Source organism: Saccharothrix coeruleofusca (genome assembly GCF_017876325.1).
In the GTDB taxonomy this organism is placed as follows: Bacteria; Actinomycetota; Actinomycetes; order Mycobacteriales; family Pseudonocardiaceae; genus Actinosynnema; species Actinosynnema coeruleofuscum.
This window is the reverse complement of record NZ_JAGINV010000001.1, coordinates 2,395,022-2,411,510: the sequence shown is the minus strand read 5'-3', so window position 1 is coordinate 2,411,510 and position 16,489 is coordinate 2,395,022. Positions and strand designations below refer to the sequence as shown.

The 16,489-nt window shown below is 70.3% G+C and carries 9 protein-coding genes; all 9 read right to left on the bottom strand.

Annotated features, from left to right (window positions below):
* Positions 1 to 7 precede the first annotated feature (7 nt).
* The gene (locus tag JOF41_RS11085; RefSeq protein WP_229795685.1) at positions 8 to 1,114 is read right to left on the bottom strand and encodes a MupA/Atu3671 family FMN-dependent luciferase-like monooxygenase; all 1,107 of its coding nucleotides are present in this window, start codon (positions 1,112 to 1,114) and stop codon (positions 8 to 10) included.
* Positions 1,107 to 2,402 carry an MFS transporter gene (locus tag JOF41_RS11080; protein WP_189223847.1) on the bottom strand — a complete coding sequence of 432 codons (1,296 nt, stop codon included), beginning with the start codon at positions 2,400 to 2,402 and terminating at the stop codon, positions 1,107 to 1,109. The genes JOF41_RS11085 and JOF41_RS11080 overlap by 8 nt, the downstream gene beginning before the upstream one ends.
* A 71-nt stretch (positions 2,403 to 2,473) precedes the next feature.
* Positions 2,474 to 3,583, bottom strand: a complete 1,110-nt coding sequence (locus JOF41_RS11075) for a 50S ribosomal protein L11 methyltransferase (protein WP_209618346.1) — start codon at positions 3,581 to 3,583, stop codon at positions 2,474 to 2,476.
* Complete coding sequence (locus tag JOF41_RS11070; RefSeq protein ID WP_209618343.1) at positions 3,580 to 4,749, bottom strand: cytochrome P450; 1,170 nt, start codon at positions 4,747 to 4,749, stop codon at positions 3,580 to 3,582. Before JOF41_RS11070 ends, JOF41_RS11075 begins: the two co-directional genes overlap by 4 nt.
* Positions 4,730 to 7,255: an amino acid adenylation domain-containing protein gene (locus tag JOF41_RS11065; protein ID WP_189223850.1), complete on the bottom strand. Its 2,526-nt coding sequence runs from the start codon at positions 7,253 to 7,255 to the stop codon at positions 4,730 to 4,732. The genes JOF41_RS11070 and JOF41_RS11065 overlap by 20 nt, the downstream gene beginning before the upstream one ends.
* Positions 7,249 to 8,673 carry a condensation domain-containing protein gene (locus JOF41_RS11060; protein WP_209618340.1) on the bottom strand — a complete coding sequence of 475 codons (1,425 nt, stop codon included), beginning with the start codon at positions 8,671 to 8,673 and terminating at the stop codon, positions 7,249 to 7,251. The genes JOF41_RS11065 and JOF41_RS11060 overlap by 7 nt, the downstream gene beginning before the upstream one ends.
* Positions 8,618 to 14,347, bottom strand: coding sequence for a type I polyketide synthase (locus JOF41_RS11055; protein ID WP_209618337.1), 5,730 nt, complete (start codon positions 14,345 to 14,347; stop codon positions 8,618 to 8,620). The genes JOF41_RS11060 and JOF41_RS11055 overlap by 56 nt, the downstream gene beginning before the upstream one ends.
* Positions 14,344 to 16,290, bottom strand: coding sequence for an AMP-binding protein (locus tag JOF41_RS11050; RefSeq protein WP_209618335.1), 1,947 nt, complete (start codon positions 16,288 to 16,290; stop codon positions 14,344 to 14,346). Before JOF41_RS11050 ends, JOF41_RS11055 begins: the two co-directional genes overlap by 4 nt.
* Positions 16,287 to 16,484 carry an MbtH family protein gene (locus JOF41_RS11045; protein ID WP_209618332.1) on the bottom strand — a complete coding sequence of 66 codons (198 nt, stop codon included), beginning with the start codon at positions 16,482 to 16,484 and terminating at the stop codon, positions 16,287 to 16,289. The genes JOF41_RS11050 and JOF41_RS11045 overlap by 4 nt, the downstream gene beginning before the upstream one ends.
* Positions 16,485 to 16,489 lie beyond the last annotated feature (5 nt).

Here is a 16,489-nt window from a genome sequence, read left to right as displayed (position 1 = left end):
GGGCGCATCAGGACCGGCAGAGCTGACGGAGCTCGTCGAGGTGGTTCAACCCGTTCAGCACGTCGACGGCAGGCAGTCCGAAATCGATCAGGCAGGCCACCTCGTCGACCCCGACGCCGCGCAGCCTGTCCACCAGCTTCCGCCCCTTCTCGACATCGCCCAGCAGGCCGTTCTCGGCGTAGTACCGGTCGAAGGCGTTCTGGACCAGGAAGTCGACGTCGGTCGGACGCATCGTGGCCGGATCGAACTGCTGCGCCCCCTTGTTCCCGGAACCCGCGAACAGGTTGAGCGAGCTGCGCAGGTACGCGCAGAGCGGGCCTCGCACCTGCTCCCGGACCTCGTCGTCGCTGTCACCCAGAAAGGTGTGAACCATCAGCGCCACGTGCCCGTGACCGCCACCGGTCGCCGCGCGGAACTCGGCGCGGTACTGCTGGATCTTGTGATCGAGCTCTTCGACGTCCTGCCAGAGCAGGTGGGTGAGCAGCCCCGCCCCGATGCGGCCCGCCCGCCGGAACGTCTCGACGTCACCACTGCTGGTGATCCAGACCGGCAACTCCGCTTGCACGGGAGGTGGGAAGACCCGGACGCGCTTGTGGGCTCCGGTTCCGTCGACGACGTCGAGGTCCTCCCCCCGCCACAGGCGGCGCACCGCCTGCGCGTGCTCGAAGACCAACTCGCGGCGCCGGGAGTAGTTCTCCGGGGTGAAGGAGAAATCGACCGCGCTCCAGCCGGAGGCGAACGAAACCCCCACCCGGCCATGGGAGAGGTTGTCGACGACAGCCCACTCCTCGGTCATCCGCGCGGGATGGTGCGCGGGAGCGACCACGCTGCCCGCGCGAATGGCGACTCGCTCGGTGACGGCCGCTATCGCCGCGCCGGTGACCGCGGGGTTGGGGTAGAGCCCACCGAACTGGTGGAAATGCCGTTCGGGGGTCCACACGGCGCTGAAACCGTGCGTGTCGGCGAACCGGGCCCCTGCCAACAACAACCCGTAGCGATCCCCCTCGTCCACTGTGGTGCTGTCGGCGGAGAAGTAGAACAGTCCGAAGTCCATCGTCAGGAACTCCTTTCGCACACGCCGGTCCGCATCGGCCAGTTGTCGCCGCTCACTCATCCGCCCGCACCGGCCCACCGGCGGGCAACCCGCGTTCCACCCCTTGCAGGTTTCTCACCTCCGCGGGCATGAGAGCCACGATCGTCATCACCGTTCCCGCGGCCGCCGCGGTGTAGAGCAGGGCATGGCTTCCGATCGCTCCGGCCAGGGGACCGGCCAGCGCCAAACCCAGCGGTCGCAAGGCAGTGGACCCGAACCAGTCGTACGACGACAAGCGGCCGACCAGGTTGGCGGGCACGTTGCCCTGCAGGGCCGTGTTCCACAATGTGTCCGCATAGGACAGGCCAGCGCCGAAGACGACCATGCTGGCCGCGAGCAGCGGCACCGGCGCCTCAGCCGCCAGGAGGACCAGCGGAGGCAGCGTCGGGAAGGTGAGCGCGTAGGCAGTGACCAGTATCCGCCCGGCGGTGTGCCGGTAGGCGGCCAGACCACCGACGACGTTGCCCAGACCCGAGCAAGTCAGCAGGAGGCCCCAGCTGCGCGAGCCGTCCTCGGTGCCCGCGAACAGGACGGGACCGATCACGAGCAGCGGGGCCAGGACCACCATCTGGTAGAGGGCGAAGTACGCCACACTGACGAGCACCCATCGGCGCGTGACGAACTCCCGCCAGCCCTGTCGGAAGTCCGCGCGGGCACGGGAGCCGCGACCGTCAGGGATGCGCCCGGCCGGTCGTCGGATCGTCAGCAGCAGCGCACCGCTCGCGAGGAAGGTGACGCTGTCGGCCATGAGCCCGAACGCCGGAGACGTGGCCGCGATCATCGCACCGCCCGCGGCGGGTCCGATCGCGACGCTGATTCCCCCCGAGACGCCCAGCAGGGCGTTCGCTTTGCGCAGCGAGTGATCCGGCACCACATCGCGGATCATGCCGCTGGACGCGGGTTGGAACAGCGCCGTTCCGAATCCGTGGAGAGCTTGCAGGCAGGCCGCGGCGACGACGGTCGCACTGTGCGTCAGGACGAGGACGGTCAGAGTCGCCTGGCCAGCCAGGCAGATCACGTCCGAGATCACCATCAACCTTCGCCGGCAGTACCGATCCGCCAGCACACCCGAGACGAGCGTGAAACCGACGATCGGGACGGCACGGGCCGCCATCACCACGCCCACCGCGACCGCCGACCGCGTGACCTCGAGGACGGCGAAGGTCACCGCCACCTGTGATATGCCGTCGCCGACGAAAGAGAGCGAACGAGCGCACAGCAGGCGGCGGAAGTCCCGTATGCGCAGCGGGGAACCACTGGCGCCAAGGCCGCTTCCCCCTCGGCTGGCAGTGCCGTCGGGTGATGGCAAGTGGATCCCCTTTCACAGAGTACCCGCGACCTGGGTAGGCGCAGGACCGCGCCGTCACCGGCAACGCACAGTCACACCGAGGTGATCGAGACGACTGCCGGAACGACCGATTCGATACCCCGGACGCGCAGGGAGTGGAGCAGACGTGCCCTGTCTTCGGGTCCGTCCGCCAGCAGGCACTTCGGGGACAAACGCCCGCTGGCCAGGTCGCGAGCGGAAACCGCCTGCGGTGAGCCGGGCACCTCGCGCACCCGTACCTCCTTCCAGCCACGCAGGTCGGCCAGCCACTCGTCAACGAGGTCCGGCAACGCGCGCCCCTGCGGTAGCTCGGCTATCACCAGGACGTCGGCCGTTCCGCCGGGTACCAGGACGGTGCCCATGGCTCGGACGACCGACCTCAGCGCCCCCTGGGCGGACGTCCAGCCCGTTTCGGGTGACCGCCGCGGGCCCGTCGGGCTGTTGAAGACCAAGCGATCGGCCCGCTCCGCGGGCAGCGGGTTGCGGTTCATGTCGGCGACGGTGAAGGCTGCGGGTATGGCGTTCACCGCTGCGTTGACACGGGAATAGGCGACAGCGCGGGGGTTGACGTCGATACCGATGACGCTTGCGCAGGAGGTCCACGACGCCAGCGCCAGGATGCCGCTACCGCAGCCGATGTCGAGGAGGGTCTCCGACGCCGTGGTGCGGATGGCGTCGAGGAGGGTGAAGCTCGACGCATGTGGTGGCATCACCAGCCCGGCCCCGGTGGCCATGGTGATCGCGACATCACCGGGCCCGGTGGTGAACAAGGCGTCCGACAACAGGTACAAGGACCGCACCGGTGAGATGGAGACCGTCGGCGACACCTGGCCTTCGTCGATCCGCACCAGCGCGAGCGCCTCAAGGACACGGGCGAGCGGAGCGGACACGACGTGTTCGTAGCGGTCCCGCGGCAGGGGGCCGTTCCGGACGAACAACTGGATCAGCGCACCGGCGGTGTCCGTGGTGAGCGACTCGACGTCGAGGGCGGAGTACACCGCGTACATCGCCGAGTGGCTCAGCAGGTCGATGGCGTCCGCCGCGCCGAGCCTGCGCGCGACGACGTCATCGCTGAAGCCCGCCTCCCGCAGGGCGGGCTTCAGCGAGCCGAACCGGTCCGCTGCGGCGTTCGGGAGGTCCTCGGGGGCCCATGGCAGCTTCATCCGCGGACCTTTCGACGAAGTCGGACGGTGAACCGGTCGAGCCCGAAGTTGATGATCGAGCGGTTGTGCACCGGAGAGCGCACCACCTCCACGGACTCCAACGTCGTGGCCAGCGCCGTGAACAACGCGCGCAACTCGATGCGCGCCAGCGGGGCACCGATGCAGTAGTGCGCTCCCCAGCCGAAGGCCACGTGCCGATTCGGACTGCGTCGCAGGTCCAGGTGGTGGGGCCGCTGGAAAACGGCCGGATCGCGGTTGGCCGCAGGTGTCCAGACCACCACGGCATCCCCCGCCCGGATGTGGCAACCCGCGAGTTCGACGTCACGGGTGGCGCTGCGCAGCACCTGCAGCCCGACGGATGTCCAGCGCAGCAGTTCCTCGACGGCAACACCCATGTCGGCGCCTGCGCGCAGGGTCTGCCAAGCGTCCGGGTGCTGTGTCAGTGCCAGCATCGCCATCGCGGCGGTGTGCCGCACCGTCTGGACGCCGCCGACGATGATGTTGTCGCAGTTGAGCACTGCTTCTTCCACGTCCAGGTCACCAGCCAGCGCGCTGGCGACATCTCGCCCCGGCTCCCGCCGCTTCCTGGTGACCAGCGAGAACAGGTACGGCAGGAGTTTCTGGTGGGCCTTCTGCCGCCGCAGCGCGGTGTCACCCAGGAAAGCCTCGTCGCACATGGCCACGACATCGTCGCGATCTTCGGCGGGGACACCCATCAGCTCGCACATGACCAGCAAGGGGACGACCGCACCGATCTCGTGCACGAAGTCGATGTCCTCGCCCTCGGGCAGCTCTCGCAACACACGCCGCGTCAAGCGAACCACGTGCTGCTCGAGCGCCGCGGCGCCACTCGTGGAGAAGAACGGGGCGACTGACTCGCGGTAGGCGCGATGTCGCGGCGGGTCGGTGAGGGCCATCATCTTCCCCGCCCCCGCCGGAGGCCGTCGGCCCGATCCCAGCAGCGACCCGCGTTGGGAGCTGAACGCGACCGGATCACCGAGGACCGCCAGTGCCTCACGATGGGCCAGCACCGACCAAACAGGGCCGTCGTCGGGTGTCTCATGGCGCTGGACGGTGCCTTCACGGCGTATTTCGTCCACGAGCGCGTGCGCATCCTGCCTCGCCCAGAACTCCGGACTGGTGATGTCATGCTGGTCCAGCAGCACCTGAGCTCCTTTCGGCCCGCTCGGCGACGGCCTCCGTCCCGAGGTCGATGCGCGTGGCGAACTCGCGCACTGTCGGATGGTCGAAAACCGCGCGTACGGGCAGCTCGACACCGAACTCGACGGCCACCTCGGCCACGATCCGCGGGGCCAGCAGGGAGTGACCGCCAGCGGTGAAGAAGTCGTCATCGGGCCGCGCCCTGGCACAGCCGATGACCTCCCGCCAAATGGCCTCGAGGCGTCGTTCCGTCTCGGTCGCGAAGTACGGCTCCGAGGGCGATTCGGCGGCGTTCGGGATCGGCAACCGACGGCGGTCGATCTTCCCGCTGGCCGCCAGGGGGAACTCGTCGAGCACGACGTAGGCGCCGGGCACCAGGTAGGTGGGCAGGGTGTTGATCAGTTGCCGGTGCACCGCCGCGATGTCCACACGGCGTCCCCGGCGCGGTTGCAGGTAGGCCGCCAGCCTCGGGTTCTCCGGGTCGTCCCCGTAGGTCCGAGCGGCCGTCCTGGCCACGTCCGCGGCTTTGCCCAGTGCGGCCTCCAGTTCGCCCAGTTCCACCCGGACTCCCCGGATCTTGACCTGGTCGTCGGCTCTGCCCGAGAACAGCAGCCTGCCGTCGGCCGTGCGACGGGCGAGGTCGCCGGTGCGGTAGACGTCGCCCGCCAGGAACGCGCTCGCCGTCTCCGCGGGGCGGTTCAGGTAGCCGTGCGCGAGGTGCGGACTGCGGATCCTGACCTCCCCGACCTCGCCGGTCGGCACAGGCAGGCCGGACTCGTCGGTGAGGTCGATCTCCCTGCCGGGGATGGGCGTCCCCAGCGGGATGGGGTCCTCGGCGGGATCGGCGACGACGTGGACGGTCGCCGAGATGCACTCGCTCGGACCGTAGAGGTTGCGGACCACTGCCCCTGGGAAGTTCCGCCTGACCTCGTGCACGAGGTCAGCCCGCAGCGCCTCACCGTGCAGGGAAACCGCGCGCACGTGCTGGAGCGGACCGCACTGGACGAGCGGACGGCACAGGCTGGGGACCGCCAGGAGGTGGGTAACCCGGTGCTCGGCCATCCAAGCATGGACCTTCGCGGGGTCCGCCTTGACCTCGGCGGGCGGCACGACAAGCGTCGCACCGGCGTGCACGGCCATCGCGATCTCCACGTAGGCACCGTCGTAGACCAGGCTGCCCCACTGCAGAACGCGGGCCCGCTCGTCGAGCGCCAGCTCGGCGGCGAGCCATTCGGCGAACTGCGCCAGGTTGCCCGCGCGTTGGACGATGCCCTTGGGCGTGCCGGTGGACCCGGACGTATAGACGAGGTACTCGGTGTCCGTAGGCACGCTCGGCCTGGCTAAGCCAGGGGCCTTGGGGCGCAGTACCTCGACCGCCGCTCCGTCCACCGACAACAGAGCCGCGCCCTCGGAAACGGACGTCATGCCGTTCGGGCGCGCGATCAGCCCGGACGGAGCGCAGTCGGCGACGGTCGCGGCTCGCCGCTCGCCGGGCTGGTTCTCGTCGAGCCAGACGAATGCGACGCCTGCTTGCCGCGCGGCCAACAGCGCGCACACGGCGTCCGCGCCGTCGGGGAGGGAGATGGCGACGACATCGCCAGGCCGCAGTCCGGCCTCGCTGAGGGCGGTGGCATACCGGGCCGTCCGGTCGTCGAGTTCGGCACGGGTCAGCACGCCCTCTGCCGACAGGACGGCCGGGCGATCGGTGGGCACTGCGGTCATGTCGAATCCTTGGGCAGAGGTCAGGAACCGGGAAACCAGCTCGGCCGCGGCCGCGGGAGCCTCACCGATCACCAGGTGGCCGCCGGGGAGCGTGGCCTGGGTGAACGATCCGCCGACGTGGTGGCGCCACTCGGCCATCTCGGGGGGACTCGCGGTGGGGTCGTCCTCACCCGACAGGACCAGTACCGGGCAGTCGAGCAGCGTCTGCTCGGGGTGGCGGTAGCCCGCGCACAGGTCGAGGTCGCCTGCCGTGACCGCCAGGGATCGTTCGAGGAGGCCTGCCTCGGCGAGCGCCGCGGCGTCAAACCCGCCGGTGGCCTCCAGGAACGGGAGCAGATCCTGCCCGGCGGCCGGGCCGGGGGGTTCCTGCCAGCACCGGGGCGGCAGGAGTGCGGCCAGCACGCAGGCGACCGGCGGGCGGTCGAGGCAGGCGGCGACGTTGAACGCGACCAGCGCGCCGAGGCTCTGACCGAGGATCGCGTAGGGGTGCTCGATGTGCGGGTGCATGGCTGTCCGGATCCGCTGGACCAGTTCGTCCAGCGTCGCGGGCATGGGTGTCCCCGTCCGGCCCCCTCGGCCGGGAAGCCGCACGGCCCACAACTCGATGTCGTCGGGCAACGCCCGACCGAACTCCCCGAATGCCGCCACATCGCCGCCTGCGTGGGGCAGGCAGAACAGGCGCAGCCTGCTCGCGGGCCGTGGAGCGGGGAGCCAGAACCACTCCCCTGCCAGGCGCGGGGCCGGGACGGTGGACGGATCGGCCGGATCGGCGGGGCTGCCGGTCACCACGCGCGGCTCCCCAGTTCGGACAGCGGGGCCCCCGGATCGGCCGCTGCTGCCCAGAGGACTCCTTCGTAGCCGTCGAGCAGCCGTCGAGCGGTACCGGGCAGCAACCGGTCGGTGCGGTAGCACAGCGCTTGATCCATTGCCCGTGGTGCTCGGTCCAGCACGTGCAGTTCCAGTGCGAATCGCGAGACCGCCTGGCGCGCGCCACCCCACTCGGCCACTTCGAGACCGCCCCAGCGCGTCCGGCCCGCTCCCGTGTGCAGCAGCTGGAACGCGATGTCCGCCAGTGGTGTGCTCCCCTCACCACGCCGATCGCGGCTTTCGCTCACCAGGACGTCGAAGGGGACCGACGAGTGCTCCATCGCGTCGAAGGTGGCCGCGCTCACCCGTTCGGCGATCCGGTCGAACGGCAGTCCACGGGGGATGTCCATGCGGAGGGGGACGGTGTTGACGAAGAACCCCACCGTGGACTGGAACTCGGCGCGGGATCGCCCGGAGACCGGGACGGTGAGGACGATGTCATCCGTTCCGGAGACATGGGACAGCAGCGCCGTCAACGCCGTCAACGCGGTGACGAACATCGTGCGCCGGTACCGGACAGCCAGTGATCGCACTTGTTCGACCAGATCCGGCGGGATGGGACGGAGCAGCTCCTCACCGGCCGCGGATGAATCCACCTGGTGTGGCCGGTCGGCGATGAGATCCAGCAGCGCGGGCGCACCGTCGAGCCGTTCCCGCCAGAAGGACAACTCCCGTTCGACGTGCTCCCGCGTGAGCGTGGCGCGCTGCCAGGCCGCGAAGTCCGAGTACTGCGCCTCGGGGGCCGGGAGCCGCACCGGAGTGCCACTCGAGTGAGCCGTGTACAGCACTTTGAGCTCCTCGGCCATGATTTCGATCGACCACGCGTCGATGAGGATGTGGTGCACGACGATGACCAGGACGTGCCTGTCGCGGTCGAGGCACAGCAACCAGATCCGGATCGGCGGCCCGGCGGCGAGCTCGAACGGCGTGCTGATCCGCTCCTCGACGAAGAGGGAGGCCTCGGCGTCCGAGATGTCCACCACCGGGATGTCGACGCCTCCACCGGGCGGAGCGATGTCCATCCTGGGCACCCCGCGCTGGGCCGGGAAACTCGTGCGCAGGGCTTCGTGCCGGTCCACCAGATCACTGACCGCGAGGCGCAGGGCACGCCGGTCGAGCGCACCGCGCAGTTCGTACGCGACGCACCCGTTGTATTCGGTCGCGCCCGGATCGAGTTGCTGCAGGAACCACAGCCGGTGCTGGGCAGGGGATACGTTCATGACCGGCGGTGGGGCTCGGCGCCGCCGGGTGCCGTCGCCCGGATGGGGTGGAGGACCATGGAACTCAACCTTCCCTGGGATCGGAGTGCGGCTGTTCTGCGAAGTCGCTCCCTTCGGCACCCACGTGCCTGATCAACGACTCCCAGCAGAGGTGGAGCTTCTCCACCGTCTCGGCGTCGAACGACGGCCGGTGCACGATGTCCACGAACCGGTTCTCGCCGATGCTGATGACGTCGAAGAACAACGGGTACTTGGCATGCCTGACCGGCGGGAGGTCGATCGAGACGTCGAGGCCGCTCATGCGCGGCTCGGGGACAGCGGGGTTGAGGTTGAAGACGGCGTCCGGTTCTCCGGCGGCCGCGGGGCGGTCGAGCAGGTTCACCAGGTGCGGTCGCGTCCGGGCCTCGAGATCGCGGAACGACTCTCCCCTGGACAGAGCTGTCCGCACCCCGGCGACCAGCACGTAGTGGCCCGCGAAGTCGTGCTCGTCGAGCGGCCGCTGGTCCACGTGGACACCCAGGCCCAGTTCGGCCTCACCGGTGACCTGGTGCAGGGCGTAGGCGAACGCGCTGAACGCCAGCGCGAAAGGGGTGCAACCGAGTTCAGCGGCCCCGGTGCGCAGAGCGGCCCAGAGATCCGGAGCCAGCGGGACGGTGTGCCGACGCGCCGGGTCGAAGGCGTCCGGCGTGCGGGGAAGCGGTTCCGCGACCGAGGTGACCTGCTGCCGCAGGCGTACGGGCACAGCAGGCCGACTCGGCGGAAGGGATTCCCCCGCCACGTGCCCGCTGTAGAACCCCGCCAGGTCGTCGAGCAGCAAGGACAAGCTCGTGCCGTCCATCACGAGGTGGTGCGCGGACACCAGCAGCGCGTGGTGCTGTGGCGAGTGTTCGAAAAGGGTCGCGCGGCACAACGAGCCGTCGAGGGGGGCGAACGGCGCGGCGGCGTCGTCGGCGATGGCCTCCGGCGTCGGCGGGACATCGGAAACCCGGATCGTCAGATCCGTGCTCCGGTCGCACCTCAACCACTCGCCATCAGCGGTCACCGCGGCGCGTAGCGCTGGGTGGTTGCGCCCGGCATCCCGCCAGGCCCTGCGGAGGGCGTCGCGGTCCAGATCACCGCGGAGGTCAACCAGCACGCTCTCGTGGTAGGCAGTCCACTGAGGACCGTGGTGGCGCTGCAGCTGCCACAGCTGCTTCTGCTGAGGCGTCATCGCCCACTCCAGCCGGGGAGCGGGTTGCGCGGCCGTCAGGAACCCCGGCTCGCGCAGGCGCCGCAGGCTCGCGTCGACCGCGTCGAGCAACCGTTCGGCGTCGGTGTCCTCGTGGACCGTCGACAGGAAGAACGTCCGCCCTTCCTGCACGTGGATTCCCTCCGACAACAGCGTGTGGTACAGCAGCTCCATCTCCAGCGGTTGGTGGAGGCTGGGGTTACCGCGGTACTCCAAACGCCACATCGACCCGAAGGACGCGACGGTGTAGGGGACGGCCGCTTCGCGGAAGATCTCGCGCAGCCCCTCGACGAGGCGGTCCGCACGCGCGTTCAGGTCCTCGTAGAGCCCCGGACCGGAATCGGCCAAGTGGTCGAGGACCGAAGTGGCCGCCGCGACGGCGAGCGGGTGCTTCTGGAAGGTGCCGCCGAACAACGTCGTGGTGTGCGTCGGCATGCTGCCGTCGCCCGGACGCCACACGCCGCCGTCCATCCCACCCATCAGGTCGCCCCTCCCGGCGATCACCGCGAGTGGCAGGCCACCACCGATGATCTTCCCGTAGGTGGCCAGATCGGGGGTGACGCCGAAGTGCGCGGCGGCACCACCCGGACCGATGCGGAACCCCGTGATCATCTCGTCGAAGACGAGAACCATGCCGCGCTCGCCGGTAAGCCTGCGCAGTGCCGCGAGGAAAGCGGCAGGCTGCAACGAGGGGTTGCGGCTCTGCACCGGCTCGACGACCACGGCCGCGACATCGTCGGCTGCCCGCAGGTACTCCAGCGCCGACTCCTGCCCGTACGGCAGGACAACCGCCTCACTCGCCGCCGCGGCGGACAGGCCGGGCGCGATCGGGGTCGCGCCACCGGCATCCGCTCTGGCCAGCACGAGATCGGTCAACCCGTGGTAGGACCGGTCGAAGTAGGCCACCTTGGGGCGTCCGGTGGCCAGCCGGGCAAGCCGGATCGCTCCCATGACGGCCTCGGACCCGGTGTTGCAGAACGTCACCCGCTCGTGGCCGGTGAGGTCGCCCAGCCGTTCGGCCAGTTCGTATGCCTGCTTGAGCTGGACGCCCAGCGAATACGTCCTGTCCAGCTGCCGTCGGATGGCACTGGTGACGAACGGCGGGTTGTGCCCGAACAGGTGAACACCGAAGCCCATGCCGTAGTCGATGTACTCGCGGCCGGAGTCGTCCCAGATCTTCGCGCCTGCCGTGCGCTCGGCGACCAGCGGGACGTGCAGGTCTTTCAGCTCCGGGCGGAAGTGGCTGAACGGCCTGCTCTCGGCCAGGCGAGGACGGTACCGCCGCACGAGCTGCCGGGCGTGGGAACTGGTCCGCGACGCGAGGTCGTTGACGAAGCGCTCCTGGGCGGGTGTCAACCTGCTCGGCCGCCACTTCGGCGGTTCGGGAGGCCGCCCTGCGGACGAACCGGTCCGCGTCCCGCCCGCTGGAACGCCCTCGGCGGGCTTGGCGACCGCACTCGGTGACGTGGCCGTGCTCGCCGGTGGATCGGCGGAGATCCGCGCTCGCGCACCGAGGAGGGTGAGTTGATCGCGCATGAGCTTCAACTGCTCGGCGACTACGGCGGGCAAGCCGTCGACCGGCCTCGCGTCAAGTGGCGCGACGTCCACGGCCGGCGCACTCGTCGTCGGAACCGCGATTTCCTCAGCGGTGGTAGGCGCGGTTTCCCCCTCCTGGGCGTCTGCACCGTCGAGCACCCGCACGCCGCTGAGCCCCCCAGCCAGCTCACGGATGGTCATGTACTCCTCCAGGAGCTGCCTGACCTCGATCTGCGTGCCGTAACGCGCGTTGAGCCGCGCCACGAGCTTGAGCATCACCAGGCTGTCCGCTCCCAGCTCCAGGAACCGGTCGTCGTCGGAGATCTCCCGGACGTCGAGGCCCAACTGCCCGGCGAGTTCGCCCTTCACCCACGTACCGAGGTCTTCGACCGCCGGGTGTGTCATTTCGCTCCCCTTCGGGGTCGGATCGAGGCCCCAGTACCGCTGCCGCTGCCAGGGATAGGTGGGCAGGCCCTGGACGAACCGGCCGTGCGGGTACACAGCCGTCCAGTCCAGGTCGGCCCCGACCGAGTAGAGGCGCGCGAGGGTTTCCGGGAGGTCGCCGCCCGCGTGGACGACCTCCACCGGCGTCGTGCCTGCCCACCGCGCGGTGACGGCGATGTCCACGGCGTGGGCGGAGGCCGGACCGATCTCGAGGAAGCTGGTGAAACCCCGGCGCAGCAGCGCCTCCACGGCTTGCCGCATCCGCACCGGCTGGACGACGCCGCGAGCCCAGTAATCCGGCCCGAGGGCCGCCGGGTCCAGGACGTCACCGGTGACGCTGGAGCAGAACAGGGCTGTGCCGGAACCGGTGGCCGCCCCCACCCCCATCGCCCGCATCCGGTCCGCGGCCGGACGCATGGCCGGGCTGTGGAAGGCGTAGTCCATGGTCAAGCGCGTGCAGCGGTAACCAGCCCCGGTCAGCACCCCGGCCGCGACGGCCAGTCGCTCCTCCGGCCCGGACAGGACGCAGCCGCGCGGGCTGTTCTCCGCCGCCAGCACCAGTCCGGCCTGCTCAGCGGCTCGCCTGATGTCCTGCGAGTCCGCGGACTGCCCGGTGACGGCCAGCATGCCACCGGACCCGCGCAGGTCAGCCATCGCCGTACCGCGTTCCGCCACCAACCGGGCCGCGGACTCCAGGTCGAACAAGCCCGCTGCGAAGGCCGCCGCGGCCTCTCCCGCGCTGTGGCCGATGACGGCCGCGGGCCGCACGCCGAACGATCGCCACACCGCGTAGAGCGCGGCTTGGTAGACGAACAGCGCGGCCTGGGCCACGGCCGTGTTCCGCAAACGCTCCGCCCCGCCGCGGTTCCACCCCGCCAGCAACCCGTGTACCGACACTCCCAGCGTCTCGGCGAAGATCGGCTCACACGCGTCGACCACCTGCCGGAACGCGGGCTGTGCGAGCAGTTCGCGCCCCATGGCGGCGTGCTGGCCGCCCTGTCCGGGGAACACCAGAACGCTCTCACGCCAGAACCGCTTCTCGCGCCGCTCGTTGTCCGCCGTGGCACGGCGCAGCTCGGCGACCAGTCCGTCCCGGTCAACGGCGACGAAACCCCGACGGTGGTCGAAGTGCGCGCGTCGGACCGCTGCCGTGTAGCACACGTCCGCCACCGACGGGCCGTCCCCGGCTTCCAGCGTGTCGGCGTAGCGGCCCGCCAGCGCACGCAGGGCCGCGGCGCTGCGAGCCGACAGGGGCAGGACGAGGGCGGGGTGGTCAGGGATCGTCGTGGTCGGTGCGGGCACGCCCTCGGAGACGACGGCGTGCGCGTTGGTGCCGCCGTACCCGAACGAGCTGACAGCTCCGACCAGCTCCTTGCCGGTGTCCCACGGGCGCGTGCTCGTGACGATCTCGACCGAGCCACCGGTCGCGGGCAGCCGGGGGTTGAGCCGTTCGGTGTGCAGCGAGGCGGGCAGCTTCCGGTTGCGGAGGCACAGGACCAGTTTGACCAGGCCGGCGAGGCCCGCCGCCGCCTCGGTGTGGCCGATGTTGGACTTGACCGAGCCCACGTAGCACGGCCCGTCCGCGGGCTGCCGCTTGCCGTACGTGCGCAGCAGCGCTCCGAACTCGATGGGATCCCCCAGCGGAGTGCCGGAGCCGTGCGCCTCGACGTAGGTCACCGCGGAGGAGGGCAATCCGGCATCCACCAGAGCGCGGTTGATGACCTCCTCCTGCGCGGGCCCGCTGGGGGCGGTGAGGCCGTTGCTCCTGCCGTCCTGGTTGACCGCTGTTCCACGGATCACCGCGAGGACCTCGCTGCCGCGCCGCTGCGCCGACGTCAAGAGCTCCAGCACGAGCACCGCGCAACCGTCCGAGCGCACATAACCGTCGCCGTCCGCGCCGAAGGGCCGGCAACGACCGTCCGACGCCATCATGCCGAATTCCGAGAGCGACACCCAGTTGTCCGGGGCCAGCACGAGGTTCACCGCGCCGACGAGCGCCCGGCCGCACGTGCCCCGCCGCAGGTGCTGCACGGCCAGGTCGAGGGCGACGAGGCCGGAGGAGCAGGCGGTGTCGACCGCCAGGCTGGGCCCTCGGAGGTCGAACGCGTACGACAACCGGTTGGCCGCGATGGCCGGGGACTGACCAGTGCTGAAGTACGGACCGACACGTGCGAGGTCGGCGCCCAGCAGCCGCCCGTAGTCGCTGCCGCTGATACCGACGAAAACACCGCAGTCACGGGCTTCGTCACCGCGAGCGGGCAGACCTGCCCGCTCCATCGCCTCGTGCGAGACCTCCAGCAGCATCCGCTGCTGGGGATCCACGCTCTCGGCCTCGGCGGGCGAGATCCCGAAGAACCCCGCGTCGAAGTCGGCCGCGCTGGGCACCCGACCGGCCCAACGGGTGCCGGTCGTGCCCGGTGCGGAGATCCCCGCTGGGACGTACTGGTCGAGCGGTCCCGTGGAGCCGGGCAGTTCGGTGATGGCGTCGGTCTCGTCCATCAGCACCCGCCACAGGTCCTCCGGTGCGAACACGTCACCGGGGAACCGGCACGACATGGCCGTGATCGCGATGGGCTCGGCGTTCATTCCAGCGCCTGCACGAGGTCGGCGATGGTGGGGTGGTCGTAGACGAGGGTTTCCGGCACGCTGATCCCGAGCACCTTCGCCAGCTCACCGGCCAGTTGCTCGGCACGCAGCGAATCCAGCCCGTACTCGGACAGCGGCGCGTGGTCGTCGATCTCCGCCGCCTGCACTCCAACGGTCCTGGCCACCAGCCACCTGACCATCGGGCGCAGTTCGGGGCCGCTCGCGCGGGGCCGGTCCTCGGCGAGCGGGTACCGGTGGCGCACCTCGATCGCCCCGCTCCGCAGCCTGCGGGCGCACTCGGCGCGCTGGACCTTCCCGCTGGAGGTCTTGGGCACGCTCCTCGGCCGGACCAGGGCGATCATCTGGGCCCTGAGCTCGAAGGTCTCACCGAGGCGGCGCTGCACGGCCGCGGCCACCGCGGGCAACTCCTCGTCGGAGCAGGAGTCCACCACTTCGCAGACCACACCGACCTCCTCCCCCAGCGCGCCCTCCTCGGGGAACGCGGCGGCTCCACCCGGCCGGATCGCCGGGTGCGCCCGCTCGGCGACGTGCTCCAGGTCGATCGCGTCGTAGTTCTGCCCTCGGACGATGATCACGTTCTTCAGACGGCCGCTGATGTAGATCTCGCCGCCGTGCCGGAACCCGAGATCCCCGGTTCGCAGGTACAGCCGCTCCGGGTCGCCCCTCAAGTGCCCGTAGAGCTTGCCCCGGACGTTGCCCTGGTCGCCGTGCACACCGGTGGTGACCGCCCACCCGGCGATCCAGATCTCCCCGACGGTGTCGTCCCCCAGTGCGTCGTACGTGTCGGGCGAGACGATGGCCACCTCCAGCCCCGGCACCGGGCGGCCGCACGACACGAGCAGCCTGGCGTCGTCCGCGGCGGGCCTGACCCAGCCCGCGGCGAGGCTTTCGCGGTCCGCGGCGAACGCCCGTGGGGACTCCCCGGAGCGGGGCGCCGTGGCGATGAGGGTGACCTCGGCGAGTCCGTAGCAGGGGCGCATCGCCTCCGGCTTGAAGCCCTGGGCGCCGAAAGCGGCCTGGAAGTCGGCGATCGTCTCGTGCCGGACCGGCTCGGCCGCGTTGGGCGCCACGCGCCACGTGTCGAGGCGGAGCTCGCGTCGCCGATCCGGGGCGATCTTGCGCACGCACAGGCTGTACGCGAAGTTGGGCGCGGGCGAGTGCGTGCCGCCGAAGTCGGAGATGGCGCGCAGCCAGCGTTCCGGATCGCGCACGAAGGCACGGGGGGTCATCAGCACCACCTGCCCGCCGTGCAGCAGCGGCATCTGAAGGCCCATCACCAGGCCGAAGTCGTGGAACAGCGGGAGCCAGTTGACGCAGACCGAGTCCGGGCCGAAGTCGAAGACCTCACCGACGATCTCGGCTTCGCGCAGGATGTTGTCGTGCGTCACGACCACGCCCCGCGGCAGATCTGTCGTACCGGAGGTGTACTGGACGTACGCGATGTCGTCCCGGGAGACCGGACCGGCCGGGGACACCTGCTCGCGGGTCACCGGCTCGGTGTCCGGTGAACGCAGTCCGAGAGCCTTCAGCGAGGTGGGCGTCACGTTCCCGATGCCGTACCTCGCCCCGGCGTCGTCGACCAGGCGGGACAGCCGCACGGCACTCCGGTCCTGCTCGGCCCGCAGTTCCGGCGCCGGTACCGGTACGACGCCTGCCATCATGCACCCGAGGAAGTCGACGACGAAGTCGGCTCCGCTGTCGCGCAGCAACACCACCGGTTCCCCCTCGCCGAGCACAGACCTGAGCCTGTTCGCGCGGTCGAGGGAGCGGTCGTGCAGCTGTGCGTAGGTGAGGACGGTCCTGCTGGGCCGGTCCCCGTCGGTGAAGTCGAGTTCCGTGATCGCGGGCTGGTCCGGCCTCGTCCGGGCGTGCCGTTCGAGGACCTGCGTGATGCTGTCCGCCTCGCCCAGAGCCGCTGTCATGGACGTACTCCCCTCTCCCTGATGCTCCGCGGCCGGATGTCGGTCCAGACCTCTCCGATGTGCGCCAGGCATTCCTCCTCTGAACCCCGGTAGCCCGTCGGCTGCCAGCCAGGCGGTAGTTCACGATCACCGCTCCACAGCGAGTACTGCTCCTCGTCGTTGACGACGACGAGGTAGTCCTGCCGAACGTCCACGGCTT

Bases quoted from the DNA above. Each gene is read 5' to 3' on its own strand.
- JOF41_RS11050 (WP_209618335.1), bottom strand. From the start codon at position 16,290: ATGACAGCGGCTCTGGGCGAGGCGGACAGCATCACGCAGGTCCTCGAA.
- JOF41_RS11055 (WP_209618337.1), bottom strand. From the start codon at position 14,347: ATGAACGCCGAGCCCATCGCGATCACGGCCATGTCGTGCCGGTTCCCC.
- JOF41_RS11085 (WP_229795685.1), bottom strand. From the start codon at position 1,114: ATGAGTGAGCGGCGACAACTGGCCGATGCGGACCGGCGTGTGCGAAAG.
- JOF41_RS11075 (WP_209618346.1), bottom strand. From the start codon at position 3,583: ATGAAGCTGCCATGGGCCCCCGAGGACCTCCCGAACGCCGCAGCGGAC.